Genomic DNA, 24,077 nt, shown 5'->3' on the forward strand with positions numbered 1-24,077 from the left:
TGGTCGCTACACGTTGGCGCCCTCGATCACGCCGCCGAACCGCACCCAGGACTTGCCGTCCCAGCGCTGCAACTGCATGTGCCGGATCGGGTGGTAATTCGTCGGGCTGGTGGACACCTTCACGCCCGGCAGCAAGGTCCCGATCTCGAGCGGCGCGATGCTCGTCGCCTGCTTCATGATGTTCTCGCGGCTGAAGTCGCTGCCGCACTGCCGCAGCACCTGGATCATCGTGCTGCCAGCGCCGTAGCCATAGGTATAGTTGTTGTCGCCCAGCTCCCCGTCCGGGATGTAGCGCCGCATGAAGTCGCGCCACTCGTTCATGCCCGGATCGTCCGCCCAGGCCGGGTCCGACTGGTCCTTCCGGTAGTCGGAGGTGATGAGGCCGATTCCCTTCTCCGCCCCCGCTGGCTGCATGACGATGGAGCCCGAGACCGAGACATTCGTCATGAACATCATCGGCTTCCAGCCGATGTCGTAGACCTTGCGGATCGCCTGCGCCGCGAAGCGCGGGATGATGCCGCAGACCAGCGCATCGATGCCCGAGCCCTGCAGGGTGACGATCTGGCTGTCGATCGTCGCATCCGTCGCCTCGTGCGAGACGAGCTTCACCGCATCGAACCGCGCGCCCAGGACATCCTTGACGCCGTTGACGTAGTCCTTTCCGAAGTCGTCGTTCTGGTAGATCACGCCGATCTTCGCCTGCGGCCGCTGCTCCAGGATGTACTTGGTGTAGATCTGCGCCTCGGTCCGGTAGCTCGGCTGCCAGCCGATCGTCCAGGGATACTCCTTCGGCTGCGCCCACTTGTCCGCGCCGGTGGCGAGGAAGAGGTGCGGCACCTTCCGCTGATTCACGTAGCGATGGATCGCGCTGTTGGTCGGCGTGCCGAGCTGGTTGAACAGGAACGCCACCTTGTCCTGTTCCACCAGCCGCCGGGTCTGCTCCAGCGTCCGCGGGGGCGCATAGCCGTCGTCATAGACGGTGAAGTTCACCTGCTTCCCTGCGATGCCCCCCTGGTCGTTCACCCGCTTGAACATCGCCGAGAGGCAGCGCGAGATGACGGAGTAGGAGGAGGCCGGCCCTGACAGCGCATTGGTGCTGCCGATGCGGATCTCGTTCGCCGTCACCCCCGGCGCCTCCTGCGCGGGCGCGAGATTGGGCAGCGCAAGCGCCGCGACGCCTCCGCTCAGCAAGGCACGGCGATGAAGGGTCATGCTGGTCGGTCTCCGGTGGTTGCGCCGTCAGCCCCGCCCACGCAGCCGCCCGGCAATGCGCCGCAGCAGCCCGGCGAAACCGTCCGGCAGGATGAAGAGGAAGGCGATGAGCAGGATGCCGTAGATCACGCCGGGCGCGGCCTTGGAGATCGCCTCGGCAATGTTCGGCACGAAGAGCACGAAGAGCCCGCCGAAGAGCGAGCCCAGGATCGAGGCGACGCCCCCCACCACCATGCCGACGAAGAGGGTGATGGACACCATCAGGCTGAAGCTGTCAGGCGCCACGAACTCGACCGCGACGGCCGAGAGCGACCCCGCGATCCCCGTCACGATGGCACTGACGGCGAAGGCCCGCGTCTTCAAGGTCGCGGTGTCCATCCCCATCGCCTCGGCGGCCGTCTGATGGTCGCGCGTCGCCATCAGCGCCCGCCCGATGCGGCCGCGGATCAGGTTCCAGCACAGCAGGAAGCAGACTCCCGCGACGCCGACCGCGACGAAATACATCCACTGGTCCGGCGTCAGCGCCCCAGGCATCCAGGCGGGCGCGTCCGGCTTGACGAGGAACAGCCCCTGCACCCCCCCCGTCCAGTCCTCGATCGACTTGTGCTTGAGGATCTGCGGCACCGCCACGGCGAGCGAGAAGGTCGTCAGCGCCAGGTAGAGCCCGCCGAGCCTGAGGGCCGGAAAGCCGATCCCGTACCCCACCACCCCACAGACCGCGGCCGAGACCGGCAGCGTCGCCCAGAAGGACCAGTCGAGATGCGACATCAGGATCGCCGTCGCATAGGCGCCGAGCGCGAAGAAGGCGCCATGCCCGAGCGAGATCTGCCCGTTGAAGCCGGTCACCATGTTCAGCCCGAGCACCGCCAGCCCCATGATCACCGCCATGGTGAGCTGGAACAGCGGGAAGCTCTCCAGCACGAAGGCCGGCGCGATGGCGACGACGAGCCCGCCCAGCACCACCAGCGCCACCTGCCATGCTGGCATCCCCCGCCGCACCGGCACCGCCTGCGGGATGGTGCCGGGGATCGCCACATTCTCGCTTGCGCTCATGGCCTTTACACCCTGCTGGTGACGACGCGGCCAAGCAGGCCCGAGGGCCGCACGACCAGCACGCCGATGATGATCGCCAAGGCGACGGTGAGCTTCAGCTCCGTGCCGACCACATAGGCTCCGGCCAGGTTCTCCAGCACGCCGACCGCGAAGCCGCCGATGACTGCGCCGAGCGGGTTGTCGATGCCGCCGATCAACGCTCCGGCGAAGGCATAGAGCAGTATGCCCGTCATCATGCTCGGATCGAGGAAGACGACCGGCGCCACCATCATCCCCGCGACCGCACCGATCGCCGCCGCCAGCCCCCACCCCAGCGCCAGCATCCAGCCGACGCGGATGCCGACCAGCCGCGCCGAGCGCGGGTTGTAGGCCGCCGCCCGCATCGCCAGCCCGAGCGAGGTATAGCGGAAGAAGAGGAAGACGAGGGTCAGCACCACCAGCGTCACCGCCGTGCTGCCCAGCTCATGCGCCGAGATCAGCCCGCCCATCAGCGGCCCGCTGCTGGTGAAGGGGCTTGGATAGACCTTGGTGGTGTAGCCGAAGATCCACCCCGTCATGTTGCCGACGATCAGCAGCAGCCCGATGAAGACGCCGACATGCGTCAGCACCGGCGCATTCTGCACCGGCCGCATCAGCAGCCGCTCCACCAGCACGCCGATGAGGAAGGAGAGCATCACCGTCGCCGCGAAGGCGACCCAATAGGGGAAGCCCGCCTCCACCATCGACCAAGCGATGAAGGTGGAAAGCGTCGCCATCTCGCCTTGCGCGAAATTCACGTGATGCGTGGCCTGGTAGATCATCACCAGCGCCAGCGCCACCGAGGCATAGATGCCGCCCGTGGCGATGCCGGCGATGATCTGGTGCGCGAAGCCGTCCATGCTCTCAATACCCCAGATAGGACCGGCGGACCGCCTCGTCCTCGCGGATCTCGGCGGCGGGGCCGGAGACGACGATGCGTCCCGTCTCCAGCAGATAGGCCCGGTCCGCGAGCTCCAGCGCGAGGTTGGCGTTCTGCTCGACCAGAAGGATGCCGACGCCGCTCTCCTCGCGGATGCGCCGCATGATGCCGAAGATCTCCTGCACGATCAGCGGCGCCAACCCGAAGCTCGGTTCATCGAGCAGCAGCAGCCTTGGCCTGAGCAGCAGGGCGCGCGCGATCGCCAGCATCTGCTGCTCGCCGCCCGAGAGCGTACCCGCCTGCTGCCGCCAGCGCTGCTTCAGGCGAGGGAACCACTCGAACATCCGCTCGAAGTCCGACTTCACCTCGCCATCCCGCCGCACATAGGCGCCGAGCCGGAAATTCTCCTCGACGGACAACTCCATGAAGGTGCCGCGCCCATCCGGCACATGCGCGAGGCCACGCCGCGCGATATCCTCCGTCGCCCGCCCGGTGATCCGCTCGCCGAGGAAGGTGACGTCGCCCTCGGTCTTCACCATCCCGCAGATGGCCCGCAGCGTCGTCGTCTTCCCCGCGCCATTGGCGCCGAGCAACGCGGTGACGCCGCCCTCCTCCACGACGAAGTCGAGCCCGTGCAGCACATGCGTCTGCCCGTAGCCCGCCTGCATGCCCTTCACCTCAAGCAGCATGGGCCGCAGCCTCCGCCCCGAGATAGGCGCGGATCACCTCGGGGTCGGACCGCACCTCGGCCGGCGACCCATCCGCGATCTTCTTGCCGAAATCGAGCGCCACGACCTTGTCGGAGACCCGCATGACGAGATTCATGTGATGCTCGACGAGCAGGATACTCAGCTCGAAATTCCGCTTGATGTCGCGCAGCAGCTGCGCCAGCCCATCCACCTCGCCATGGTTCAGCCCGCCCGCCGGCTCATCCAGCAGCAGCAGCTTCGGCCTGCCGATCAGCGCCCGCGCCATCTCCACCCGCTTCTGCGTGCCGAAGGGCAGCGCCGCCACCGGCACATCCGCCACGGCCTCGAGGTCGAGCAGCGCCAGAAGCGAGCGCGCATGCTCTGCCGCCGCCGCTTCCTCGCGCCGCGCCGAGGGCAGCCTGAGCGCATTGGCGAGGAAGCCCGCATGCCCCTCGGCATGCGCACCCGCCAGCACATTCTCCCGCACCGTCATGCTGCGGAACAGCGCCAGGTTCTGGAAGGTCCGCCCCAGCCCGAGCGGCGCCATGCGATGCCGCGGCAGCCCCGTCGCCGCCTGCCCGGCGAAGCGTACCTGTCCCTCAGTCGGCTTGTAGATGCCGCTGATGACGTTGAAGAGCGTGGTCTTGCCCGCCCCGTTCGGGCCGATCAGCCCGCAGATCTGCCGCTCCTCCACATCGAAGGAGACGCCGGCCACCGCGGTGACGCCGCCGAAGCGCACCACCACGTTCCGCACCTCAAGCAGCGCCATCCGTCAACCGCCCCAATCCGGGCCGGACTGCACAGGGCAACGCGACGGACCGTGGCGGTCAGTCATGCAAAGCCTCCCCCTTGTGGCGCCATGCCCGATTCCGGGTCCGCGCCTTCATTCTCCTGGACGGTGGCATTTGAGCGGTCATTGCCGCCATCGCGCAAGCCACAAAAGGCGGCAGCCCCTGCCGCTTGAAGCATCGCGCCCGCCATGGGCACCATGCCGCATCACGCGGAGCACGCCATGTCCGTCACGCCCAGCTGGATCGGCCTCGTCGCCCATCTGCACATCACCGCCCGGGCCTTCCTGCCCATGCGCCCCATGGAGGCGATCGAGCTCGTCGCCGGCGAGGGCATCCTCGGCGACCGCTACCGCATCGGCACGGAGGCGGGCTTCTACTCCCCGAAGCCGGAAGCCGGCCGCCAGATCACCCTGTTCGAGGAGGAGGCGCTGGAAGCCATCCGCCGCGACCACGGCATCGAGCTGCGGCCCGAGGAGCACCGCCGCAACGTGACCACGCGCGGCGTGCCGCTGACGCACCTGGTCGGCCGCCGCTTCCGCCTCGGCGAGTGCCTGCTGGAGGCGACGCGCCTCTCCACCCCCTGCCGCCATATCGAGGAGATCCTGGAGAAGCCGGTCCTCAAGCCGATGACCAATCGCTCCGGCCTCAACTGCCGCATCCTGGAAGGCGGCACAGTCCGCCTCGGCGACCCGATCCGTCCCGCCTAGTTCGCGCCAGACAGCAGGCTGGAATGCACCCAGCCCTGCGGCGCCGCATCCCCCACCTGCACCCAGCCGCCTGGCGCCCGGCCGAAGACGCGCAGGGCCGAGCCCTGCGGCACCACCCCCAGCACCTCGGACCCGCCGACCGGCGCCGCGCGCAGATTGGCATTGCTCCGCACCTGCACCGCGCCGCCCGCCTCGCTCACCACGAGGCTCCCCGGCCCGCTGCCCTGCATGGCCACCGGCTGAGCCGCCGGCATGGGTGCCGCCGGCGCCGCATCGGGCGAAGGCGCCGGCCCCGTGGCCCGCGCCACCAGCGCCCCACCCTCACGGCAGAAGCGCTCCGCCGCACCGCTCATCTGCGGAAGGCCCGGCCCCTGCTCCAGCACCGTCGTATAGGCGAAGCTCCGTCCGTCCCGCTCCTGTGGCACGGAGCCGTCGCGCGGCAGCAGCACGCGCAGGATGAAATCCACCCCGCCCGCCTTGCCGCAGACCGCCCGCTCATCCTCCGGGCCGAAGCGCACCACGCGGAGATCGGAGAAGGCAAGGTTCGGCGGGTTCCGCAGCCGCCGGCGAAGCGAATCCTCCGTCGCCCGGATCAGCACCTGCTCCGGCGAGGCGGCCGCCACCTCCGGCGCCCGCTCCGCCGGCCCGACGGCCAGCGCCGCGAAGCCGATGCCCGCCGCCACGACCACGGCCATCGCCACGCCCAATGCCCGCCACATACCCTGCCTCATCCACGAACCGGCGGCGCCATGCCGCCTCCTGGATAAGCGCGCAAACCGGTCATGGTTGCAGAGCCGGAAGCCTTACCAGAGCTCCTCACGCGCCAGTGCCGCCACGCGATGGAAGCCCGACAGCGCCTCGAAGCACCCCTGCCCCACCGCCGCCGGCTCGCTCAGCCGCGCCAGCACCAGGTAGAGCCGTCCCCGCCCCGTATTCCCCTGCGAGGCCGGGTAGTGCAGCTCCGCGCTCTGCGGCGCGCCGTACTGCGCGAGGCTCTCCTCCTTCAACGGCTTGCTGCCGATGCGCTTCGAATCGTACCACTGCCGCAGCGCATAGACCGCCCCATCCGCCGGATCCCGCCCGAAGGCGCCCGATGCCCCGCGGTCGAGCGGCGTATAGGAGGCCGAGACGTCATTCAGCCGGATGATGATGTCGAGCCCCGCCGGCACCCCGGCCGGGCGAAGATTGGCCCGCCACTCGAAGGCGCCTTTCACCGGCTCCCCGGCCTCCTTGAAGCTGTTCCGCGCACCCTTGAAGCGCTCGTCCGTGGCCAGCGCGCGGCGCCAGGTGTCGAACAGCGCCTGCACCTCGGCCCGGCTCTCGATCGCTTGCAGCCGCAGCAGCGGCGGGGTCGTGTCACTCATTTGCGCCGCGCATCCACCAGAACGCCGGAGGCGCGCAGCGCCGCCAGCTCGGCCTCGGAATAACCATGGGCCGAAAGCACGCTGTCGGTGTGCTCGGCATAGCGCGGCGGCTCCGCCCGCGTGCCGCCCGGCGTGCGGGAGAGCTTGATCGGCGTCCCCACCCCCCGGTAGCCGCCAAGCTCCGTCACCATCTCGCGGTGCGCCGTATGCGCCGCCGCCATCGCCTCGTCGACATGCAGCACCGGCCCGGCCGGCAGCCCGGCGGCCAACATCCGCCGCGTCAGCTCATGCCCGTCCTCATCGGCAAAGCGCCGCTCCAGCACCTCCGTCAGCGCCTCCCGGTTGACCACGCGGGCGCCGTTGGTAGCGAAGCGCTCGTCCTTCGCCAAATCCGGCAGGCCGAGGAAGTCGCAGAATTTGCGGAAGGCCGGGTCGTTGCCCGCCGCGATGAAGATCTCGCAGGTCCGCGTGCGGAACTTCGAATAGGGAACGAGGTTCGGGTGCGGATTGCCGGTCGCCCGCGGCCGCTTGCCATTGAGGAAGTAGTTGGCCGCATGCGGATGCAACAGCGCCATGCCGCAGTCATGCAGCGTCATGTCCACATACTGCCCGAGCCCGCTCCGCGCCCGCTCCTGCAGCGCCATCAGGATGCCGATGGTGCTGAACAGGCCGGTGGCGATGTCGACGATCGGCGTGCCGAGCCGCGTCGGCCCGCTATCTTCGGTGCCGTTGATCGACATCAGCCCCGTCATCGCCTGCAGCACGGCGTCATAGCCGGGGAAGCCACCCAGCGGCCCCTCGCCGCCGAAGCCGGAAACCCGGCAGTGCACCAGGCCGGGGAAGCGCTGCTTCAGCACCGCCTCATAGCCGAGGCCCCATCTCTCCATGCTGCCCGGCTTGAAATTCTCGACCAGCACGTCGGCGCCCTCGAGCAGCCGCAGCAGCACCTCGCGCCCCTCCGGCTTGGAGAGATCGAGCCCCACCGAGCGCTTGTTGCGATTCACGCCGACGAAATAGCTGGCATCCCCGGCCTCGTTGAAGGGCGGGCCCCAGTCGCGCACCTCGTCGCCCTGCGGCGGCTCCAGCTTGATCACCTCGGCCCCATGGTCGGAGAGCACCATGGTGCAGTAGGGCCCGCCGAGCACCCGCGTCAGGTCGATCACCCTGAGCCCGGCCAGGGCCCCTTCGGATCGGGCGAGGCCCAGCCCCGCGGGTGGTGCGGCTTCCGTCATCCCAGCATCATCCTTGCATCTCGCTCCCGGAAGCGTCTCCCCCGGCAGCGGCCCGGCGTCAACGCCTGCCCGCCCACCTCTGTAGACCGAAGCAGCCCGTGGTGCGAATTCGCCCGAAGCAGGGGCTTGTCGAACAGGCCATACGGGGCGATGCCAGCATGATGTCCGCGCCCCTGACTCTCGAAGGTCCGCGCCTCCGCCTCCGCCCCTGGCGGGCCGAGGACCGCGCGCCGCTCGCCGCCATCAACGCCGACCCGGCGGTGATGCGCTATTTCCCCGCCCCAATGAGCCGGGCCGAGAGCGACGCCTGGCTCGACCGCATCGAGGCGCATTTCGCCGAGCATGGCTGGGGCTTCTGGGCCGTGGAGCACAAATCGGCCCCGGGCCTGATCGGCGCCGTCGGTCTGCTGAGCATCCCCTGGCAGGCCGACTTCACCCCGGGCGTCGAGATCGGCTGGCGCATCGCCACCGCCCACCAGCGCCAGGGCTACGCCGAGGAGGCCGCGCGCCTCTCGCTCGCCGCCGGTTTCGGCCGCATCGGCCTCAGCGAGATCGTCGCCTTCACCGTGCCGGGCAATGCGCCCTCCTGGCTGCTGATGGCGAAGCTCGGCATGCGCCCGACCGGCACCTTCGAGCATCCCCGGCTAGCTGAGAATCATCCACTGCGCCTGCATCTGCTCTACAGAATGAGCCGCCAAGCCTGGATGAGCTCGACACGGCCGGAGCGGGCAACGGCATAAGGAAAGTGGCGGACCCGATACGATTCGAACGTACGACCTTTGCCTTCGGAGGGCAACGCTCTATCCAGCTGAGCTACGGGTCCAGCGCGCCCCTCCCTTAGCCCAGCCCGCCGCGGGAAGGAAGCCCCTATCCTCCGCCGCGCCAGGGCGTCACAGGAAGGCAATCGGCTGCTCCACCCCCAGCAGATGCCGCCCCACCATCTCCAGATGCCAGGGATTGGCCTGGAGGTGCTGCGAGACGCACATCGCATCGCGGAACCGCCGCTCGAAGGGCTCCGATTCCAGGATCGCCGTCGTCCCCCCCGCTCGGTAGCAGGCGACCGACACCTCTGTCGCATCCCCCATCACCGTCGTCGTGGCGAGCCGCAGCGCCATGCGGGTATCGAGGCTGATCGCCCCCGTCCCCACCGCTTCCGCCCAGGCCTCCCGCACCGTCCCCAGCAGGTACATCCGGCAGGCCCGCAGCCGCGCCTCCAGCCGCGCGACCTCCGATTGTACGCAATGATTCTCCCGCATCGGCTGCGCCGCCGCCCGCGCCGCCTTGCCGCGCGCCAGGGCGATGTAGCGATCCAGCAGCCCCCGCGCCGTCCCCAGCGCCACCGCGGCGAAGCCCGAGGCGTAGCAGAGATGCGAGGAGAAGAGCGAGACCGGCCCATGCTGCCGCCTTCCCTCCGGCTTGTCGCGGAAGCAGGCATGGCTCTCGGGGACGAAAAGGTCGCGCACCTCATAGGTGTCGCTCCCCGTCCCGCGCAGCCCGAGCGCCGCCCAATCCTCGGAGATGCTCGCCTGCTCGCGCGGAAACAGCACCGTGACGAATTCCGGCTTGCCCGCCCGCGCCGAGCCATCCGCCTCCGCCACCGGCACATGGGCGCCGAGCAGCCGCGCATGCCGGTTGCCGCTGGCGAAGTCCCAGCGCCCCGTCACCCGCCATCCCCCCGCCACCGGCACCGCCGCCGCCCTAGTATGCTGCGCGCCCCAGGCCAGCCCACTGTCCCGATCACCGAAGAAGCGCCGCGCCACCTCGGGCGAAAGATAGGTCGCCGAGCTGAGGGCCGAGACATTCCCTTGGTTCACGCACCAGGCGGTGCTCGCATCGCCGATCGCCAGCGCCTCGATGATCTCGGCATAGACCGGCAGCGGCAGCGCCTGCCCACCCAACTCCGCCGGTGTCAGTAGCCGGAAGAAGTCATTGGCCCGGAGCGCCTCCAGCACCGCCGGCGGCAGCTCCCGTGCCCGCTCCATCTCCGGCGCCACCGCCTCCAGCAGGGGGATCAGCGCCCGCGCCCGCTCCACCGGACCGGCGGTGGACAGTGCCTCCGGGGCCTCGGGCGCGAGCACGCCGAGTTCGGCAGCAGCCATGATCCGTCTCCTCCCAGATGAGGCGAAGGCTAATCACGCCCCCTCCCCCCGGCAAGCGACACGGACGGTCGATCGACCAAATTTCACCCCGGCACCGGCTCTCCCTGGGGCTCGAAATGCGGGATCGCCGCCAGCAGCTCCCGCGTATAGCCGGCCCTGGGCGCGGCGAAGAGCGCCTCGCTCCGCCCCTCCTCCACGACCCGCCCGGCCTGCAGCACGATGGTCCGCTCGCACATCATCCGCACCACGTTGAGGTCGTGGCTGACGAAGAGATAGGCCAGCCCCTCCTCCCGCCGCAGCCGGTCGAGCAGATGCAGCACCACCGCCTGCACCGAGACATCGAGCGCCGCCGTCGGCTCGTCGAGCACCAGCAGCCGCGGCCCCGGCGCGATCGCCCGCGCGATGCCGACTCTCGCCTTCTGCCCACCCGAGAGCTGATGCGGAAACCGCCCCAGCAACTCCCCCGGCAGCCCGACCCTCGCCGCGCAATCCTCCGCCTGCGCGCGCAACTGCGCCCCCTCCCGCATTCCCAGCAGCCGCCGCAGCGGATCGGCGATGCAGTCGAAGGCGGAGAAGCGCGGATTGAGGCTTTCCCCATGATCCTGGAAGACGATCTGGATATCCTTCCGCCAGGGGCTCCCATGGAACCGCCCCGCCGGAATCGCCCCGATCTCCTCTCCTTCGAAGCGGATGCTCCCCGCCGTCGGGTCGAGCAGCCGGCAGACCAGCCGCGAGATCGTGCTCTTCCCCGATCCGCTCTCGCCCACGAGCCCCAGGCTCTCCCCCGCATCGAGATGGAAGGAGACGCCCTCCACCGCCGCCACCCCGCCGAATTCCTTCCGCAGTCCCGCGACCTCCAGCAGCCTTCGCCCTGTCGGCACCACCGCCCGCGGTTCGCTCTCCCCCACCAGCCCGGCAACGGTCGAATCCCGCCGCGGCGACGCCGCCACCAGCCGCTGCGTGTACGGGTGCCCTGGCGCCCCGAACAGCCGGTCCGGCACCGCCTCCTCGACCACCCGCCCCTGCTCCATCACCGCGATCCGCCCACAATACTGCGCGGCGAGGCCGAGGTCATGGGTGATGAGCACCATGGCCATTCCCCGCCGCGCCGTTGTCTCGGCCAGCAGCTCCATCACCGCCTTCTGGGTGGTGACATCGAGCCCCGTCGTAGGCTCGTCGGCGATGAGCAGGCTCGGCTCGCAGGCGATCGCCATGGCGATCATCACCCGCTGGCACATCCCTCCCGACAGCTCATGCGGATAGGCCTCCAACCGCCGCACCGGCTCGCGGATGCGCACCGCCTCCAACAAGGCCAGCGCCCGCTCCCTGGCCTCCCGCGCCGACACCGCCTCATGCGCCCGTATCACATCCGCGATCTGCAGCCCGACCGGCCGGATCGGGTTGAGCGCCGCGCGCGGGTTCTGGAAGATCATCGACATCGCCGCCCCGCGCAGCGGCGCCAGCACCCGCCGCCCCGCCCGGGTGATATCCTCCCCCCGGAACCGGATGCGCCCCCCGCTGATCCGCCCCGCCCTCTCGAGCAGCCGCATCACGCAGAATGCCGTCACCGACTTCCCCGACCCGCTCTCCCCGACGATCCCCAGCGTCTCCCCCGCCGCGACCGAGAGCGTGACGCCCTTCAGCGCCTCCACCACCCCATGCCGCGTGCCGAACTCGACCCGCAGGTCCTCAACCTCGAGCAGCGCGCTCATGTCCGCATCCGCGGATCGAGGATATCCCGCAGCCCATCGCCGAGCAGGTTGAAGCAGAGCACCGCGAACATCAGCGCCGCCCCCGGGCAGGCCACCAGCCACCACTTGCCCGTCGTGATGAACCGCGCCCCTTCCGCCACCATGATCCCCCATTCCGGCGTCGGCGGCCGCACGCCAAGCCCAAGGAAGGACAGCCCCGCCGCATTCAGGATCGCCCAGCCGAGATTGAGCGAGATCTGCACCGCCATGGCCGGCAGCACATTCGGCAGCAGGAAGCGCATCACCACCCGCGCATGGCTGTTCCCCGAGGCCCTCGCCGCCTCCACCCAGCCCAAGCCGCGCCTGACATTCACCTCCGCCCGGCTGAAGCGGATGTAGAAGGGCAGGTTGATGATCGCCGTCGCATAGATGATGTTCTCGACCCGGTTGCCGAGCGCCGCCACCATCGCCATCGCAAGGACGAAGAGCGGAAAGGCCATCAGCACATCGACGAAGCGCCCGACCCACGCATCCAGCCTGCCGCCCGCATAACCGCAGAAACTCCCCACCGTCGCCCCGATGATGAAGGACAGGCTGACGGCCGAGGCCGCAATCGCCAGGTCGAGCCTTGCGGCCACCAGCACCCGGCTGAACACATCCCGCCCGAGCTGATCCGTCCCGAACCAATGCGCCGCACTTGGCGCCTGCAAGGCATTCGGCACGTCGGACGCAATGGGATCATAGGGCACGATCCACGGCCCGAGGAGCGCCGCCAGCACCAGCAGCCCACACCCGCACCCCGCAAGCAAGGTGACGGGATTCCCCCGCAACACCCACCCCGCATGCCGCAGCGTCGCGCTCATCCGATCGACACCCGCGGATCGGCCAGCCCGTAGAGCAGATCGACCACCAGGTTCACCAGCACGAAGATCGAGGCCATCAGCAGCACGAAGCCCTGCACCGGCGCATAGTCCGAGGACAGCAGCGCATCCAGCGCATAGGAGGCGACGCCCGGCCAGGAGAAGACCTTCTCCACCAGCACATTGGCTCCGAGCATGGTCGAGAAGACGATGCCCATGATGGTGATCACCGGCAGCAGCGCATTCCGCAGCGCATAGACGAGGATCACCCGCCGCCGCGACAGCCCCAGCGCTTCCCCCGTGCGGATGAAATCACTGGTCAGCACGGCGAGCATCGAAGCCCTGGTCATCCGCGCCAGCGGCGCCAGCACGAACAGCGCCATGGTGCAGGCCGGCAGCACCAGCTGGCTCGCCGCCGCCCACCACGCCTCCCAGTCGCCGGCGATAGCCGCATCCACCAGCAGGAACCCCGTCACTTCCGGCGGCTGCGAGGCGAATATGTCAATCCGCCCCGTCGGGTCCGGCGCGATGCCGAGCAGGTAATAGAGCACGTAGATCAGCAGCAGCCCCGAGACGAAGGTCGGCACGCAAACACCCAAGGTACACAGCAGCCGCACCGCATGATCCACCACCGATCCCGGCCTCAAGGCAGCGAGGATGCCGAGCGGCACCGCCAGCACCAGCGCGATCAGCAGCGCGCAGAAGGTCAGCTCCAGCGAGGCCGGCAGCCGGTTGCGCAGGTCGTTCAGCACCGGCTGCCCGGTGGTCATCGACCGCCCGAGATTCCCCGTGCCGATGTCCTTGAGATACAGCAGAAGCTGCTCCGGCACCGGCTTGTCGAGTCCCATCCGCCGCCGGATATCCTCGATCTCCGCCTGCCCCGCATTCGGCCCGGAGGCGAAGAATATCGCTGGATCACCCGGCAGCACCCGCATCAGCAGGAAGGTGAAGACCAGCACGCCGAACAGCGCCGGCAGCGACGAGACGAACCGCCGCCCCGCCCGTCCCGCGATGCCGCGCATCAGGCCCGCCGCAGGTCGCGGTAATCCACCTGCCGGTGGTACTGGTAGGTATAGCCGTCGATGGCCTGGGTCATCACCGCATCCTGGTTCGGCTGCCAGAGCAGGATCAGCGGCACTTCCTCGGCTAGCACCGCGATCATCCGCTTGCAGAGCTTCTCATACTCTGCCGGGTCGCGCTCGAACCGCGCCTTGGCGGTGAGATCGGTGATCTCCGCATTGTTCCAGCTGCTGTAGTTCCAGCGCTGCTCGCCCGTGAAGAAATTCCGGAAGAAGTAGTCCGTCGAAGGCAGCCAGGCGATCGAGGTCTCGGTGAGGAAGGGCAGCTTCTTCTCCGTCACCAGCGTCGAGATCTGCGCATCCGGCAGCTTCTGGATCTCGACGCGGATGCCGATGCGCGCCAGCGACTCCTTCACCAGCGCCGCCATCGGCTCGCTCGTCGCCGCCGAGCCGACATTGAAGGAGAAGGTGGTGTCCAACCCGTTGGGGAAACCCGCCTCCGCCATCAGCGCCCTCGCGCGCGCGAGATCGGTCTTCATCGGCATCGGCTGCGGGAAGCGCGCCGTCGGCGGCGTCTCTCTCCAATCCCCGCCGAACAGCGCCGCCCCACGCTCGAACAGCGCCGCCTTGAAGATATCCTGGTAGGGCAGCGCCGCCGCCACCGCCTGCCGCAGCTTCACATTGTCGAAGGGCGCCATCCGCGTGTTGAAGGCGACCATGGTGAAGGCGTTGAACTGCGGCGTGGACACCACCTTCACCCGCGGCCGTTGCGCCAGCGCCGGTACGTCGCTCGCCTGCAGATCGATGGAGAGGTCCGCATCCCCCCGCTCGATCAGGTTCGCCCGCGTCGCCGCCTCCGGGATCGTCTGGTTGATGATCCGCCGGAAGAAGGGCAGCGGCCCGCCCTTCCAATCGTCGTTCCGCCGCAGGATCACCTGCTCGCCCGGCTTGAAGCTCTCGACGCGATAGGCGCCCGACCCCGCCGCATTGTCCTTCAACCAAGCCTGCGCCCAGGGGTCATCCGCGGTGGCGTGCGACTTCGCCACCTTGCTGTTGATGATCATGCAGTAGAGCGTGCAAAGATTGGGCAGCGCCAGCCGGTCCGGCCGCTCGACCTTCGCCTCGAAGGTATGCTGATCGATGACGCGGAACTGCTCCGCCTTGGTCCAGGACCCGGTCTGGATCTGCACCGCCGCCAGCGAGCGCGCCGTCACATGCCGGTCGAAGGACCACTTCACGTCCTCCGCCGTCACCGGCGTCCCATCGTGGAACTTGGCGTCGCGCCGCAGGTGGAAGGTGAAGGTCGTCCCATCCGCGCGGGTCTCGACGCGCTCCGCCAGCTCGCCCTTGATGGTGTCCGGGTCGAAGACCCAGCCCGCCCCCTGCTGCTTCCGCCCGAAGCCCACCAGGCGGTCATAGACATTGACGCTGATGCCGAAAGCCTCGCGCGTCGAGCCCGGCATGGTCGGGTCGAGCGTGTTGACGGTATTGCCCGTCACCTGCCGCAGCGTCTCCGCCCGGCTCTGCGCCAGCGCCGGCCCGCCCGGCACCGCCATCGCCGCCGCGCCCGCCAGAATCTCCCGACGCCCGATCCTCATGCCACCCTCCTGCCGTCCAGACCGTCTCAGCAATCCTCGTACCACCGCCCGTCAGGCGGCCAGCCACCCACCATCGACGGCCAGCGTCGTCCCCGTGGTGAAAGCCGCGGCATCGCTGGCGAGGAACAAGGCAGCCTCCGCCACCTCCTCCGCCCGGCCGAACCGCCCCATCGCATGCCGCGCACGCGAGGCCGCCATCACCGGCTGCGGCTCCTTATGCCGGGCGAAGCTCCGCCGCAGCAGCGGCGTGTCGATCGCCCCCGGCACCAGCGCATTCACCCGGATGTTGTCGCCGACGAAATCCAGCGCCATGGTCCGCGTCAGCGAGAGGATCGCCCCCTTCGCCGCGATATAGGCCGTATTCCCCCGCCCACCCGCGAGCGCCAGCTGCGACGCCGTGGTGACGATCGCCCCGCCGCCCTGCCGCTGCATCGCCGGGATCACCGCCCGCGCCCAGAGCCAGGTGCCGCCGACATTGGCGCGGAACACCGCGTCCCAGTCCGCCGGATCGGTCGTCAGCACCGTCCCGCCGCAGGAGAAGCCGGCGAAGCAGCACAGCACGTCGATCCGCCCGAAGCGGTCGAGCACCGCCGCCGCATCACGGTCAGCACTTCCCGGCTCGCCGACATCGGAGGCGAGCGCCATCGCCTCGCCCCTCTCGGCCTCCACCAGCCGCACGCTCTCCGCCGCGCCCTCCGCATCGCGGTCGACGATGGCGATCCGCGCCCCCTCGCGCGCGAAGAGCACGGCAGTCGCCCGCCCGAGGCCGGAGCCGCCGCCCGTGATGACCGCAACCTTGTCCCTGAGCCGCATCGCCTGCCTCCGCCGTCGCGCGAGCTTCGCCCAGGGCTAGCCATCCCGCAACGCCGCCGTCAGGATGCACCGCACAACGAGGCTGGGGCGACGCATGACGGGCTGGCAGGTCGGCATCGATATCGGCGGCACCTTCACCGACATCGTCGGCGCGCGTGGCGCGGAGTTCCGCACCGCCAAGGTCCCCTCCCGCCCCGCCGACCCGGTCGGCAGCATCTTCGCCGCGCTCGATGCCATCGGCGTCGCCCCCGGCGAGATCGCCGACCTGGTCCACGGCACCACCCGCGTCACCAACGCCATCGTCGAGAACAAGCTGGAGCCCGTCACCCTGCTGGCGACGGAAGGCTTCGAGGACATCATCGAGATCGGCCGCCAGAGCCGCCGCGACCTCTACCGCCTCGACGTCCCGCCGAAGCCCGCCCCCCTTATCCCCGCCGCCCGCCGCATCCCCGTCGCCGAGCGCATGGCGCATGACGGCACCATCCTCCGCCCGCTCGCCGATCTCGACGCCACCATCGACGCCGCGCTCGCCACCGGCACCCGCACCATCGCGGTGATGCTCCTCCACAGCTATGCCAACCCCGCGCACGAGCTGGCACTCGCCGAACGCCTCCGCGACCGCGTCCCCTACCTCTCCCTCTCCCACCAGGTGAACCCCGAGGCGCGCGAATACGAGCGCTGTGTGGCGACGGTGCTGAACGCCGCCGTCATGCCGCTCGCCGCCGAATACCTCGCCCGCCTGCGCGCCGAGCTCCCCGCCGAAGCACGCCTGCACGTCATGCACTCCGCCGGAGGCATGGCCTCGCCCGAGGCGGCAGCCGAGCGCCCGCTGCTGATGGCCCTCTCCGGCCCCGCCGCCGGCGTCGCCGCCGCCGCCGCCGCAGCGCGCGAGACCGGCGAGGCCGCGCTGCTCTCCTTCGACATGGGCGGCACCACCACCGACGTGGCGCTGATCCTCGACGGCCGCGCCGAGATCACCGTCGATGCCCGCCTCGCCGACCAGCCGCTGCGCCAGCCCATGGTCGCCATCGAGTCGATCGGCGCCGGCGGCGGCTCCATCGTCCGCCATGGCCCGGCCGGCCTCTCGGTCGGCCCGCACAGCGCCGGCGCCGAGCCCGGCCCCGCCTGCTACGGCCGCGGCGGCACCGCCCCCACCGTCTGCGACGCCAATGCCATCCTCGGCTACCTGAACCCCCGCCGCCGCCTCGGCGGCACCATCACCCTCGATGTCGAACGCGCCACCGCCGCCTTCGCCCTCCTGGCGGAGCAACTCGGCCTGCCGGTCGTCGAACTCGCCCTCGGCGTCCTCCGCGTCGCCGACGCCACCATGGCCCGCGCGCTCAACAAGATCACCGTCGAGCGCGGCGTCGATGGCCGCGGCGCCACGCTGCTCGCCTTCGGCGGAATGGGCCCGATGCATGCCACCGGCCTCGCCGCCACCTATGGCATCACCCGCGTGCTGGTGCCGCACGCCTCCTCCGCCTTCTCCGCCCTCGGCTGTGTCGCCGCCGAGATGAGCTACACTCGCCAGCGCACCCTCCGCCTCCCCGGCGAGGATTTCGACACCGCCCGCCTCGCCGCCGCCCGCGCCGCGCTGATGGAGGAGCTTTCCGCCCCCCTCCTCGCCCAGGGCGTCGCGCGGGAGGCCATCGCCGCCGAGGAGACCGGCCTCATCCGCTACCGCGGCCAGTCCTACGCCGTCGATGTCCCCCTCTCCGGCCCCGCGGACGCCGCTGGCCTCGGCACCGCCTTCGAGGCCCGCCACCGCGCGCTCTTCGGCTTCGCCTCCGGCGAGGCCTGGGAGATGCTCGGCCTCCGCCTCCGCCTCTCCGCCCCGCGCGCCCTCGATCTCGCCCCACCCGCGCCGACAAGCGGCCCGCCGGAGCCCTTCGCCACCGACCCCTGCTGGTTCACTCCTGACGCCCCGCTCCCCACCCCCCGCTACGAGCGCAGCGGCCTCGCCCCGCCCCACCGCATCGCCGGCCCCGCCATCATCGAGGACGACTGGTCCACCATCCTCGTCCCCCCCGGCTGGTCCGCAGCGGCGCAGCCCGGCGGCCACATCCTGCTGACCCGGGAGGACGCATGACCACGCCCGACCCCTTCCGCCTGGAAGTCCTCCGCCACGCCCTGACGGGCATCGCCGAGGAGATGTCCTTCGTTGTCATGCGCTCGGCCCGCTCGCCGCTGCTGCGCGAGGCCGGCGACCTCTCCTCCGCCCTGACCGACGCCACCGGCCAGCTCGTCGCCCAGGGCCGCGACATCCCCGTCCATCTCGGGGTGATGAGCTTCACCGTCGGCGCCTTCCTCAAGCGCGTGCCCGCCGAGCGCCTCCGCCCCGGCGATGTCTGGTTCACCAACCTGCCCGAGCTCGGCGGCAACCACCTGCCGGACGTGAAGGCCATCCGCCCCATCTTCGCCGAGGGCCGCCTGCTCGGCTTCGCCGTCAGCCTTGCCCATTGGGCCGATATCGGCGGCGCCTGGCCCGGCTCCTACGTCGCCTCGGCAACCGAGGCCGTGCAGGAAGGCCTCCGCCTCCCGCCGCTCCGCCTCTTCACCGCCGACGGCCCCGACGAGGAGAAGATCGCCGTCATCCTCAACAACACCCGCGGTCCGGCCGAGCGCGAGGGCGACATGCTCGCCCAGCTCGCCGCGACGGCAACGGCGGAGCGCCGCCTCCTCGACCTCTGCGCCACCCATGGCGCCGCGACGGTGGAGGGGGCCATGGCCGCCCTCCACGACCGCTCCGAGGCCGCCATGCGCGCCGCCATCGCCTCCCTCCCCCAGGGCACCTTCACCGGCGAAGACTTCCTCGACGATGACGGGCCCGGCGGCGCCCCCGCCGCCCTCCGCGTCCGCATCGACATCACCGGCGAGACGGCGCGCTTCGACTTCTCCGCCACCGACGACGCCCTGGCGGGCCCCCTCAACACCACCCCCTACGTCACCGCGGCCGCCGTCTACTACGCGATGAAGGCCATCGCCGGCCCCGAGATCCAGCCCAACGGCGGCTGCTACCGCCCGCTGACCGTCGTCACCCGCCCCGGCTCCCTCCTCGACCCGCCCAAGGAAAAGCCCCTCGTCGGCGGCAACCACGAGACCTCGCAGCGCCTGGTCGACGCCATCTTCCGCGCCTTCGCCGAGGTGATCCCCGAGCGCCTCTCCGCCGGCGGCTCCACCACCGCCGGCCTCCTGATCTTCGGCGGCGCCGGCCGCGACGGCGCCTGGAAGACGCTCTACGAGCCCCATGGCGGCGGCGAGGGCGCCCGCCACGACCGCCCCGGCTCTGCCGCGACGCGCGTCCACCTCACCAACACCAACAACACCCCGGCCGAGATCATCGAGGCGGAATTCCCCATCCGCATCGAGCGCCACGCGCTCCTGCCCGGCTCCGGCGGCGCCGGCCGCCATGCGGGCGGCGCCGGAACGGAGCGCGAGTACCACGTCCTTGCCCCCGAGATGTCGCTGACGACGATGTTCGAGCGCCGCGTCATCCCGCCCTGGGGCCTGGCGGGCGGCGAGGCAGGCGCCCCCTTCCGCTGCCTGCTCCGCCGCCCCGAAGGCACAGAGGAAGAGCTGCGCGGCAAGGCCAACCTCCTGGTCCGCGAGGGCGACCGCGTCATCCTCCAGACCAGCGGCGGCGGAGGCTACGGGCCGCCGGACTGACCGACCCAAAGGGAGGACAACAAGAATGCAGCCCAAGCTGGACAATCTCGCCGCGCGCCTGGCCGAACCGGCGCTCGCCCGCCACGGCCGCCACCTGACGGCCGATCTGCTGCTCGAGATCGGCGAGGCCGCCTGGCTGCTCTTCCTCCACGACGGCCGCCTTGCCGCACTCAAACCCGGCCCCTTCCTGATGCCGCGCTCCACCCTCGCGCTCCGCATCACCGAGGAAGGCTTCGCCCGCTTCGCCGCGCCGGAGCCGCAGCCCGGCTGGCACGACCTGCTGGCGCTCCGCCGCCAGGGCGCCCTCATGGTGGAGGGCGACACCAACCTCTTCTTCGCCCATCTGCTTTGGTTCAAAGGCTTGCTTGGCCTGCTGGCCGGCCACCCCGCGCCCGTCCCTGCCGAGGCTGCTCGCTTCGGCCGCATCGAGATCGAGCCCATCACCGGCCGCTACCTGCGCATGGACATCGCCGGCCGCCCGCACCGCCTCTATGTCGAGGAAGCCGGCTCCGGCCAGCCCCTGCTGCTACTGCACACCGCCGGCAGCGACGGCCGCCAGTGGCGCGACCTGCTGAACGATGCCGACATCACCAGCCGCTTCCGCTGCATCGCCTTCGACATGCCCCGCCACGGCAAGTCGAGCCCCCCGCCCGGCTGGGAGCGCGAGGACTACCGCCTCACCACCGCCGCCTATACCGGCCTGGTGATGACCATCGCCGCCGCCCTCCGCCTGGAGCGGCCCGTCGTCATGGGCTGCTCCATCGGCGGCCGCATCGTGCTCGACCTCGCGGCGGAGCACCCGGATGCCCTCGGCGGCGTCATCGGCCTGCAGGGCAGCGCCTTCACCGGCCGCTACTACGAGCTGGATGCGCTGCACCACCCGCACATCCATGGCGGCGAGGCTTGCGCCGCCATGGTCTCCGGCCTGGTCGGCCCGGCCTCGCCCGAGGCGGCGAAGTGGGAGACGCTCTGGCACTACGCCCAGGGCGGCCCCGGCATCTTCCGCGGCGACCTGCATTTCTACGCCGAGGAAGGCGACCTCCGCCCCAAGCTCGCCCGCATCGACACGGCGCGCTGCCCCGTCGCCCTGCTCACCGGCGAATACGACTACTCATGCCGCCCCGAGGACAGCGAGACGACCGCCGCCGCCATCCCCGGCGCCACGCTGACGATCATGCCCGGCCTCGGCCATTTCCCGATGAGCGAGAACTGGCCCGCCCTGAAACCCCACCTCCTGCCGGTGCTGGAGGCGATGCTCAGCAGGCCGAAGCGAACCGCTCCTTCATGACCTGAAGCACCCGGTCCGGCTCCTCCGCCCACCAGCGCCGCGACAGGATCTCGACCTCCGCCGCGCCCTCATAGCCCGCTGCCTCCGCCATCGCCCGGATGGCGGGGATGTCGATCACCCCATCCCCCATCATCCCACGATCGAAGACGAGGTCCTGCGTCGGCACCAGCCAGTCGCAGACATGGAAGGCCGCGATCCGCCCCCGCGCCCGCGCCACCTGCTGCGCCAGCTCCGGGTCCCACCAGACATGATAGACATCGAGCGCGATCCCGACGCCCTCGCCGAACTCCTCGGCGAGATCTAGCGCCTGCCCCAGCGTGCTCAGCACGCTCCGATCCGCACAGGTCATCGGATGCAGCGGCTCCAGCGCGATGGTGACACCCGCCGCCCTCGCCGCTGGCAGTACCTCCGCGAGCCCTTCCCGGAACATCGCCCTTGCTCCCAGCAAGTCCTTCGACCCCGCCGGCAACCCGCCCCCCAGCACGACGAGGCACCGCGCCCCGATCGCCGCCGCCTCCTCGATGGCCCGCAGATTATCCTCGATCGCAGCCCTGCGCCCCGCCGCATCCGCCGCCGGAAACATCCCGCCCCGGCAAAGCCCCGAGACGAACAGCCCCGCCTCCCGGATCCGCCGCGCCGCCGCCGCGACACCCATCTCGGCAAGCTTGTCCCGCCAGGGCGAAATCCCCGGGATGCCATGCCGCGCACAGCCCTCGATGCATTGCGCGAGCGTCCACCGGTCCCTGACGGTGACGGTGTTGAGCGACAGCCCCTCCATCACGCCACCCCATGCACCGCGAGCAGCGCCCGCATCCGCACGACGGCCATCTCCGGGTCCTGCAGCAGCCCCGCCGCATCCGCCAGCCGGAACAGCTCGGCGAAATGCCCGATGCTTCGCGCCGATTGCTGCCCGCCGAGCATGGTGAAGTGGTCCTGATGCCCATTGAGCCAGGCCATGAACACCACGCCCGTCTTGTAGAACCGCGTCGGCGCCCGGAAGATATGCCGGCTCAGCGGCACCGTCGGCGCCAGGATGCCATGGAAGCCGTCAAGATCGCCCGCCTGCAACGCCGCCAGCGCGCCCCCCACCGCCGGCGCGATCGGGTCGAAGATGCCGAGCAGCGCATCCGAATGCCCGTCCGCATTTCCCGCGATCAGCTCGGCGTAATTGAAGTCATCCCCCGTATACATCCGCACGCCGGCCGGCAGCCGCCGCCGCATGGCGATCTCCTTCTCCTTGTCGAGAAGGCTGATCTTCACCCCATCCACCTTGGCCGCATGTCCGGCGATCACGGCCAGCGCCGTCTCCATCGCCCTGTAATGCTCGGCATTGCCCCAATAGCCCTCGAGCGCCGGGTCGAACATCTCGCCGAGCCAGTGGATGATCACCGGCTCCCGCACCTGGCTGAGGATGCGCGCATAGACCCGCTCGTAATCCGCCGGCCCCTTCGCCGCCTTCGCCAGCGCCCGCGACGCCATCAGGATGATGCGCCCGCCCATCGCCTCGATGGCCTCGCACTGCTCCTCGTAGGCCCTGATGACGTCATCGACGGAGACATCCGGCCCCGGCGCGAGATGGTCCGTCCCCGCCCCGCTCGCCATCACCGCCCCCGGCACCTCGCGCATCGCCTCCAGGCTGCGCCGCACCAGCTCCTGCGCCCCCGCCCAGTCGAGCCCCATCCCCCGCTGCGCCGTATCCATCGCCTCCGCGACGCCCAGCCCGAGCGACCAGAGATGCCGCCGGAAGGCGATGGTCCGCTCCCAATCCACCTTGATGTCGAGCCACGGATCCTGCTCGACACGCGGATCGGCCACCACATGCGCCGCGGCGAGGGCGATGCGCGGAAAAGGCGGATGCGCCTTCGGGAAGCTGCGCGGCTCGCTCAACGTGAACCGCTCGATACCCGCACCCTTCGGCAGATCGATGCTCACCATGCCTCAGCCCTCCAAGACGGGGATGTCGATCCACCGCCGCTCCCGCCAGCTTCGCAGCCCCGCCTCCGCCAGCTGCACCCCCTTCGCCCCCGCGAAGAGATCCCACGGAAAGCTCTCCACCTCGCCCGCGAGATACCGCAGGAACATCTCCCACTGCACCCGGAAGCCGTTCGGATAATCCTGCGTGCTCGGCACCTCCTGCCAGCCACCGAAGAAGTCGATGGCTTGCGGGATATCCGGATTCCAAACCGGCTTCGGCGTATTGACGCGGCTCTGCGTCCAGCACCGCTGCAACCCGGCGACGGCGCTGCCATGCGTCCCATCCACTTGGAAGGTGGCGAGGTCGTCCCGCCTGACCCGCGTCACCCAGCTCGAATTGATGTGCGCCACCACGCCGCCCCGCAGCTGGAAGGTCGCATAGGCCGCATCGTCCACATCCGCCCTGTACGGCCTGCCATCCTCGCCGATTCGCTCCGGGATATGCGTCGCCCCAAGGCAGGAGACGGCCTCCACCTCGCCGAAGAGGTTGTCGAGCACGTAGCGCCAGTGGCAGAGCATATCGAGGATGATCCCCCCGCCCTCCGCCGCCTTGTAGTTCCAGGAGGGCCGCTGCGCCGGCTGCAGATCCCCCTCGAAGACCCAGTAGCCGAACTCCCCCTTCACGCTGCAGATGCGCCCGAGGAAGCCGCTGTCGATCACCATCTTCAGCTTGCGCAGCCCGGGCAGGAACAGCTTGTCCTGCACCACCCCATGCTTGATGCCCGCCGCCCTGGCGAGCCGCGCCACGCGCAGCGCATCCTCCAGCCGACCCGCCGTCGGCTTCTCGACATAGACATGCTTGCCCGCAGCAATGGCCCGCTCGATCAGTCCCGCCCGCAGCTGCGTCGTCGCCGCATCGAAGAACAACTCGTCCCGCGGATCGGCCAGGCAGGCATCGAGGTCGGTCGAGACCCGCTCGACCCCATGCGCCCGCCCCAGCGCCTCCAGCTTCTCCCGGTTGCGCCCGACCAGCACCGGGTCCGGCATCACCCGATCCCCATTCGCCAGCCTGACGCCGCCATCGGCGCGGATCGCGGCTATCGAGCGGATGAGGTGCTGGTTCGTTCCCATCCGGCCCGTCACGCCGTTCATGATGATGCCGATGCGCCTCACCGCCATGGCC

22 protein-coding genes and 1 tRNA gene are annotated in these 24,077 nt (G+C 70.3%); 5 read left to right on the plus strand and 18 right to left on the minus strand.

Features of this window, described 5'->3' with window-relative positions:
- Positions 1-6 precede the first annotated feature (6 nt).
- Genes EP26_RS14590 through EP26_RS14610 form a run of 5 tightly spaced genes read right to left on the minus strand, consistent with a single transcriptional unit; the run spans position 7 to position 4,621 of the window.
- Positions 7-1,212, minus strand: coding sequence for an ABC transporter substrate-binding protein (locus EP26_RS14590; protein WP_043339479.1), 1,206 nt, complete (start codon positions 1,210-1,212; stop codon positions 7-9).
- A gap of 27 nt (positions 1,213-1,239) precedes the next feature.
- Positions 1,240-2,265, minus strand: coding sequence for a branched-chain amino acid ABC transporter permease (locus tag EP26_RS14595; protein ID WP_043339480.1), 1,026 nt, complete (start codon positions 2,263-2,265; stop codon positions 1,240-1,242).
- Between the two features lie 5 nt (positions 2,266-2,270).
- Positions 2,271-3,143, minus strand: coding sequence for a branched-chain amino acid ABC transporter permease (locus EP26_RS14600; RefSeq protein ID WP_043339482.1), 873 nt, complete (start codon positions 3,141-3,143; stop codon positions 2,271-2,273).
- Between the two features lie 4 nt (positions 3,144-3,147).
- Positions 3,148-3,852: an ABC transporter ATP-binding protein gene (locus EP26_RS14605; RefSeq protein ID WP_043339484.1), complete on the minus strand. Its 705-nt coding sequence runs from the start codon at positions 3,850-3,852 to the stop codon at positions 3,148-3,150.
- Positions 3,842-4,621, minus strand: a complete 780-nt coding sequence (locus EP26_RS14610; RefSeq protein ID WP_043339485.1) for an ABC transporter ATP-binding protein — start codon at positions 4,619-4,621, stop codon at positions 3,842-3,844. Before EP26_RS14610 ends, EP26_RS14605 begins: the two co-directional genes overlap by 11 nt.
- 243 nt (positions 4,622-4,864) lie before the next feature.
- Between EP26_RS14610 and EP26_RS14615 the strand changes: the two genes are divergently transcribed.
- Positions 4,865-5,350, plus strand: coding sequence for an MOSC domain-containing protein (locus EP26_RS14615; RefSeq protein WP_043339540.1), 486 nt, complete (start codon positions 4,865-4,867; stop codon positions 5,348-5,350).
- On the opposite strand, the gene EP26_RS14620 is transcribed toward EP26_RS14615, so the two are convergent.
- The 3 genes from EP26_RS14620 to EP26_RS14630 form a co-directional block, all read right to left on the minus strand.
- Positions 5,347-6,069 carry an SH3 domain-containing protein gene (locus EP26_RS14620; RefSeq protein ID WP_043339486.1) on the minus strand — a complete coding sequence of 241 codons (723 nt, stop codon included), beginning with the start codon at positions 6,067-6,069 and terminating at the stop codon, positions 5,347-5,349. The genes EP26_RS14615 and EP26_RS14620 overlap by 4 nt on opposite strands.
- 84 nt (positions 6,070-6,153) lie before the next feature.
- The gene (locus tag EP26_RS14625; protein ID WP_043339487.1) at positions 6,154-6,714 is read right to left on the minus strand and encodes a hypothetical protein; all 561 of its coding nucleotides are present in this window, start codon (positions 6,712-6,714) and stop codon (positions 6,154-6,156) included.
- Positions 6,711-7,946, minus strand: a complete 1,236-nt coding sequence (locus tag EP26_RS14630) for a CaiB/BaiF CoA transferase family protein (protein ID WP_052389199.1) — start codon at positions 7,944-7,946, stop codon at positions 6,711-6,713. Before EP26_RS14630 ends, EP26_RS14625 begins: the two co-directional genes overlap by 4 nt.
- Positions 7,947-8,104: 158 nt before the next feature.
- On the opposite strand from EP26_RS14630, the gene EP26_RS14635 reads away from it, so the two are divergent.
- On the plus strand, positions 8,105-8,686 hold the full coding sequence (locus EP26_RS14635) for a GNAT family N-acetyltransferase (protein WP_245624404.1): 582 nt from the start codon (positions 8,105-8,107) through the stop codon (positions 8,684-8,686).
- Positions 8,687-8,692: 6 nt separating this feature from the next.
- Here EP26_RS14635 and EP26_RS14640 read toward each other — a convergent pair.
- The 7 genes from EP26_RS14640 to EP26_RS14670 form a co-directional block, all read right to left on the minus strand.
- Positions 8,693-8,769: transfer RNA gene (locus EP26_RS14640), tRNA-Arg, on the minus strand.
- A 67-nt stretch (positions 8,770-8,836) separates the two neighbouring features.
- On the minus strand, positions 8,837-10,045 hold the full coding sequence (locus tag EP26_RS14645; protein ID WP_052389200.1) for an acyl-CoA dehydrogenase family protein: 1,209 nt from the start codon (positions 10,043-10,045) through the stop codon (positions 8,837-8,839).
- A gap of 83 nt (positions 10,046-10,128) precedes the next feature.
- Complete coding sequence (gene nikE / locus EP26_RS14650) at positions 10,129-11,757, minus strand: nickel ABC transporter ATP-binding protein NikE (protein WP_043339489.1); 1,629 nt, start codon at positions 11,755-11,757, stop codon at positions 10,129-10,131.
- Positions 11,754-12,599 carry an ABC transporter permease gene (locus EP26_RS14655; RefSeq protein WP_043339490.1) on the minus strand — a complete coding sequence of 282 codons (846 nt, stop codon included), beginning with the start codon at positions 12,597-12,599 and terminating at the stop codon, positions 11,754-11,756. The genes nikE and EP26_RS14655 overlap by 4 nt, the downstream gene beginning before the upstream one ends.
- Positions 12,596-13,618, minus strand: coding sequence for an ABC transporter permease (locus EP26_RS14660; RefSeq protein ID WP_157033546.1), 1,023 nt, complete (start codon positions 13,616-13,618; stop codon positions 12,596-12,598). The genes EP26_RS14655 and EP26_RS14660 overlap by 4 nt, the downstream gene beginning before the upstream one ends.
- Positions 13,618-15,213 carry an ABC transporter substrate-binding protein gene (locus EP26_RS14665; RefSeq protein WP_043339492.1) on the minus strand — a complete coding sequence of 532 codons (1,596 nt, stop codon included), beginning with the start codon at positions 15,211-15,213 and terminating at the stop codon, positions 13,618-13,620. The genes EP26_RS14660 and EP26_RS14665 overlap by 1 nt, the downstream gene beginning before the upstream one ends.
- Before the next feature lie 51 nt (positions 15,214-15,264).
- A complete protein-coding gene (locus EP26_RS14670; protein WP_043339494.1) occupies positions 15,265-16,026 on the minus strand; it encodes an SDR family oxidoreductase in 762 nt (253 codons plus the stop codon).
- 94 nt (positions 16,027-16,120) lie between these two features.
- Between EP26_RS14670 and EP26_RS14675 the strand changes: the two genes are divergently transcribed.
- The 3 genes from EP26_RS14675 to EP26_RS14685 are packed head-to-tail and all read left to right on the plus strand — an operon-like array spanning position 16,121 to position 20,980.
- Positions 16,121-18,115 carry a hydantoinase/oxoprolinase family protein gene (locus EP26_RS14675; RefSeq protein ID WP_043339495.1) on the plus strand — a complete coding sequence of 665 codons (1,995 nt, stop codon included), beginning with the start codon at positions 16,121-16,123 and terminating at the stop codon, positions 18,113-18,115.
- Entirely contained in the window at positions 18,112-19,692 is a 1,581-nt protein-coding gene (locus EP26_RS14680; RefSeq protein ID WP_043339497.1) for a hydantoinase B/oxoprolinase family protein, read from the plus strand. Before EP26_RS14675 ends, EP26_RS14680 begins: the two co-directional genes overlap by 4 nt.
- A gap of 25 nt (positions 19,693-19,717) precedes the next feature.
- The gene (locus EP26_RS14685; RefSeq protein ID WP_211259446.1) at positions 19,718-20,980 is read left to right on the plus strand and encodes an alpha/beta fold hydrolase; all 1,263 of its coding nucleotides are present in this window, start codon (positions 19,718-19,720) and stop codon (positions 20,978-20,980) included.
- Here the strand turns inward: EP26_RS14685 and EP26_RS14690 are convergent.
- From EP26_RS14690 to EP26_RS14700, 3 genes are read right to left on the minus strand one after another with little or no spacing between them, the layout of a single operon-like run.
- Complete coding sequence (locus tag EP26_RS14690) at positions 20,949-21,758, minus strand: sugar phosphate isomerase/epimerase family protein (protein WP_043339498.1); 810 nt, start codon at positions 21,756-21,758, stop codon at positions 20,949-20,951. The genes EP26_RS14685 and EP26_RS14690 overlap by 32 nt on opposite strands.
- Positions 21,758-22,915 carry a dihydrodipicolinate synthase family protein gene (locus tag EP26_RS14695; protein ID WP_043339500.1) on the minus strand — a complete coding sequence of 386 codons (1,158 nt, stop codon included), beginning with the start codon at positions 22,913-22,915 and terminating at the stop codon, positions 21,758-21,760. The genes EP26_RS14690 and EP26_RS14695 overlap by 1 nt, the downstream gene beginning before the upstream one ends.
- A 3-nt stretch (positions 22,916-22,918) precedes the next feature.
- Positions 22,919-24,073: a Gfo/Idh/MocA family protein gene (locus tag EP26_RS14700; RefSeq protein WP_157033547.1), complete on the minus strand. Its 1,155-nt coding sequence runs from the start codon at positions 24,071-24,073 to the stop codon at positions 22,919-22,921.
- Positions 24,074-24,077 lie beyond the last annotated feature (4 nt).

The organism is Belnapia moabensis DSM 16746, assembly GCF_000745835.1.
In the GTDB taxonomy this organism is placed as follows: Bacteria; Pseudomonadota; Alphaproteobacteria; order Acetobacterales; family Acetobacteraceae; genus Belnapia; species Belnapia moabensis.

What these genes read in the sequence shown, in the direction of transcription:
- EP26_RS14660 (WP_157033546.1), bottom strand. Translation starts at nt 13,618, where the DNA reads ATGCGCGGCATCGCGGGACGGGCGGGGCGGCGGTTCGTCTCGTCGCTG.
- EP26_RS14605 (WP_043339484.1), bottom strand. Translation starts at nt 3,852, where the DNA reads ATGCTGCTTGAGGTGAAGGGCATGCAGGCGGGCTACGGGCAGACGCAT.
- EP26_RS14595 (WP_043339480.1), bottom strand. Translation starts at nt 2,265, where the DNA reads ATGAGCGCAAGCGAGAATGTGGCGATCCCCGGCACCATCCCGCAGGCG.
- EP26_RS14665 (WP_043339492.1), bottom strand. Translation starts at nt 15,213, where the DNA reads ATGAGGATCGGGCGTCGGGAGATTCTGGCGGGCGCGGCGGCGATGGCG.
- EP26_RS14630 (WP_052389199.1), bottom strand. Translation starts at nt 7,946, where the DNA reads ATGACGGAAGCCGCACCACCCGCGGGGCTGGGCCTCGCCCGATCCGAA.
- EP26_RS14590 (WP_043339479.1), bottom strand. Translation starts at nt 1,212, where the DNA reads ATGACCCTTCATCGCCGTGCCTTGCTGAGCGGAGGCGTCGCGGCGCTT.
- EP26_RS14615 (WP_043339540.1), top strand. Translation starts at nt 4,865, where the DNA reads ATGTCCGTCACGCCCAGCTGGATCGGCCTCGTCGCCCATCTGCACATC.
- EP26_RS14625 (WP_043339487.1), bottom strand. Translation starts at nt 6,714, where the DNA reads ATGAGTGACACGACCCCGCCGCTGCTGCGGCTGCAAGCGATCGAGAGC.
- EP26_RS14670 (WP_043339494.1), bottom strand. Translation starts at nt 16,026, where the DNA reads ATGCGGCTCAGGGACAAGGTTGCGGTCATCACGGGCGGCGGCTCCGGC.
- EP26_RS14675 (WP_043339495.1), top strand. Translation starts at nt 16,121, where the DNA reads ATGACGGGCTGGCAGGTCGGCATCGATATCGGCGGCACCTTCACCGAC.
- EP26_RS14680 (WP_043339497.1), top strand. Translation starts at nt 18,112, where the DNA reads ATGACCACGCCCGACCCCTTCCGCCTGGAAGTCCTCCGCCACGCCCTG.
- EP26_RS14600 (WP_043339482.1), bottom strand. Translation starts at nt 3,143, where the DNA reads ATGGACGGCTTCGCGCACCAGATCATCGCCGGCATCGCCACGGGCGGC.
- EP26_RS14645 (WP_052389200.1), bottom strand. Translation starts at nt 10,045, where the DNA reads ATGGCTGCTGCCGAACTCGGCGTGCTCGCGCCCGAGGCCCCGGAGGCA.
- EP26_RS14695 (WP_043339500.1), bottom strand. Translation starts at nt 22,915, where the DNA reads ATGGTGAGCATCGATCTGCCGAAGGGTGCGGGTATCGAGCGGTTCACG.
- EP26_RS14610 (WP_043339485.1), bottom strand. Translation starts at nt 4,621, where the DNA reads ATGGCGCTGCTTGAGGTGCGGAACGTGGTGGTGCGCTTCGGCGGCGTC.
- EP26_RS14685 (WP_211259446.1), top strand. Translation starts at nt 19,718, where the DNA reads ATGCAGCCCAAGCTGGACAATCTCGCCGCGCGCCTGGCCGAACCGGCG.
- EP26_RS14655 (WP_043339490.1), bottom strand. Translation starts at nt 12,599, where the DNA reads ATGAGCGCGACGCTGCGGCATGCGGGGTGGGTGTTGCGGGGGAATCCC.
- EP26_RS14635 (WP_245624404.1), top strand. Translation starts at nt 8,105, where the DNA reads ATGATGTCCGCGCCCCTGACTCTCGAAGGTCCGCGCCTCCGCCTCCGC.
- EP26_RS14620 (WP_043339486.1), bottom strand. Translation starts at nt 6,069, where the DNA reads ATGTGGCGGGCATTGGGCGTGGCGATGGCCGTGGTCGTGGCGGCGGGC.
- nikE (WP_043339489.1), bottom strand. Translation starts at nt 11,757, where the DNA reads ATGAGCGCGCTGCTCGAGGTTGAGGACCTGCGGGTCGAGTTCGGCACG.
- EP26_RS14700 (WP_157033547.1), bottom strand. Translation starts at nt 24,073, where the DNA reads ATGGCGGTGAGGCGCATCGGCATCATCATGAACGGCGTGACGGGCCGG.
- EP26_RS14690 (WP_043339498.1), bottom strand. Translation starts at nt 21,758, where the DNA reads ATGGAGGGGCTGTCGCTCAACACCGTCACCGTCAGGGACCGGTGGACG.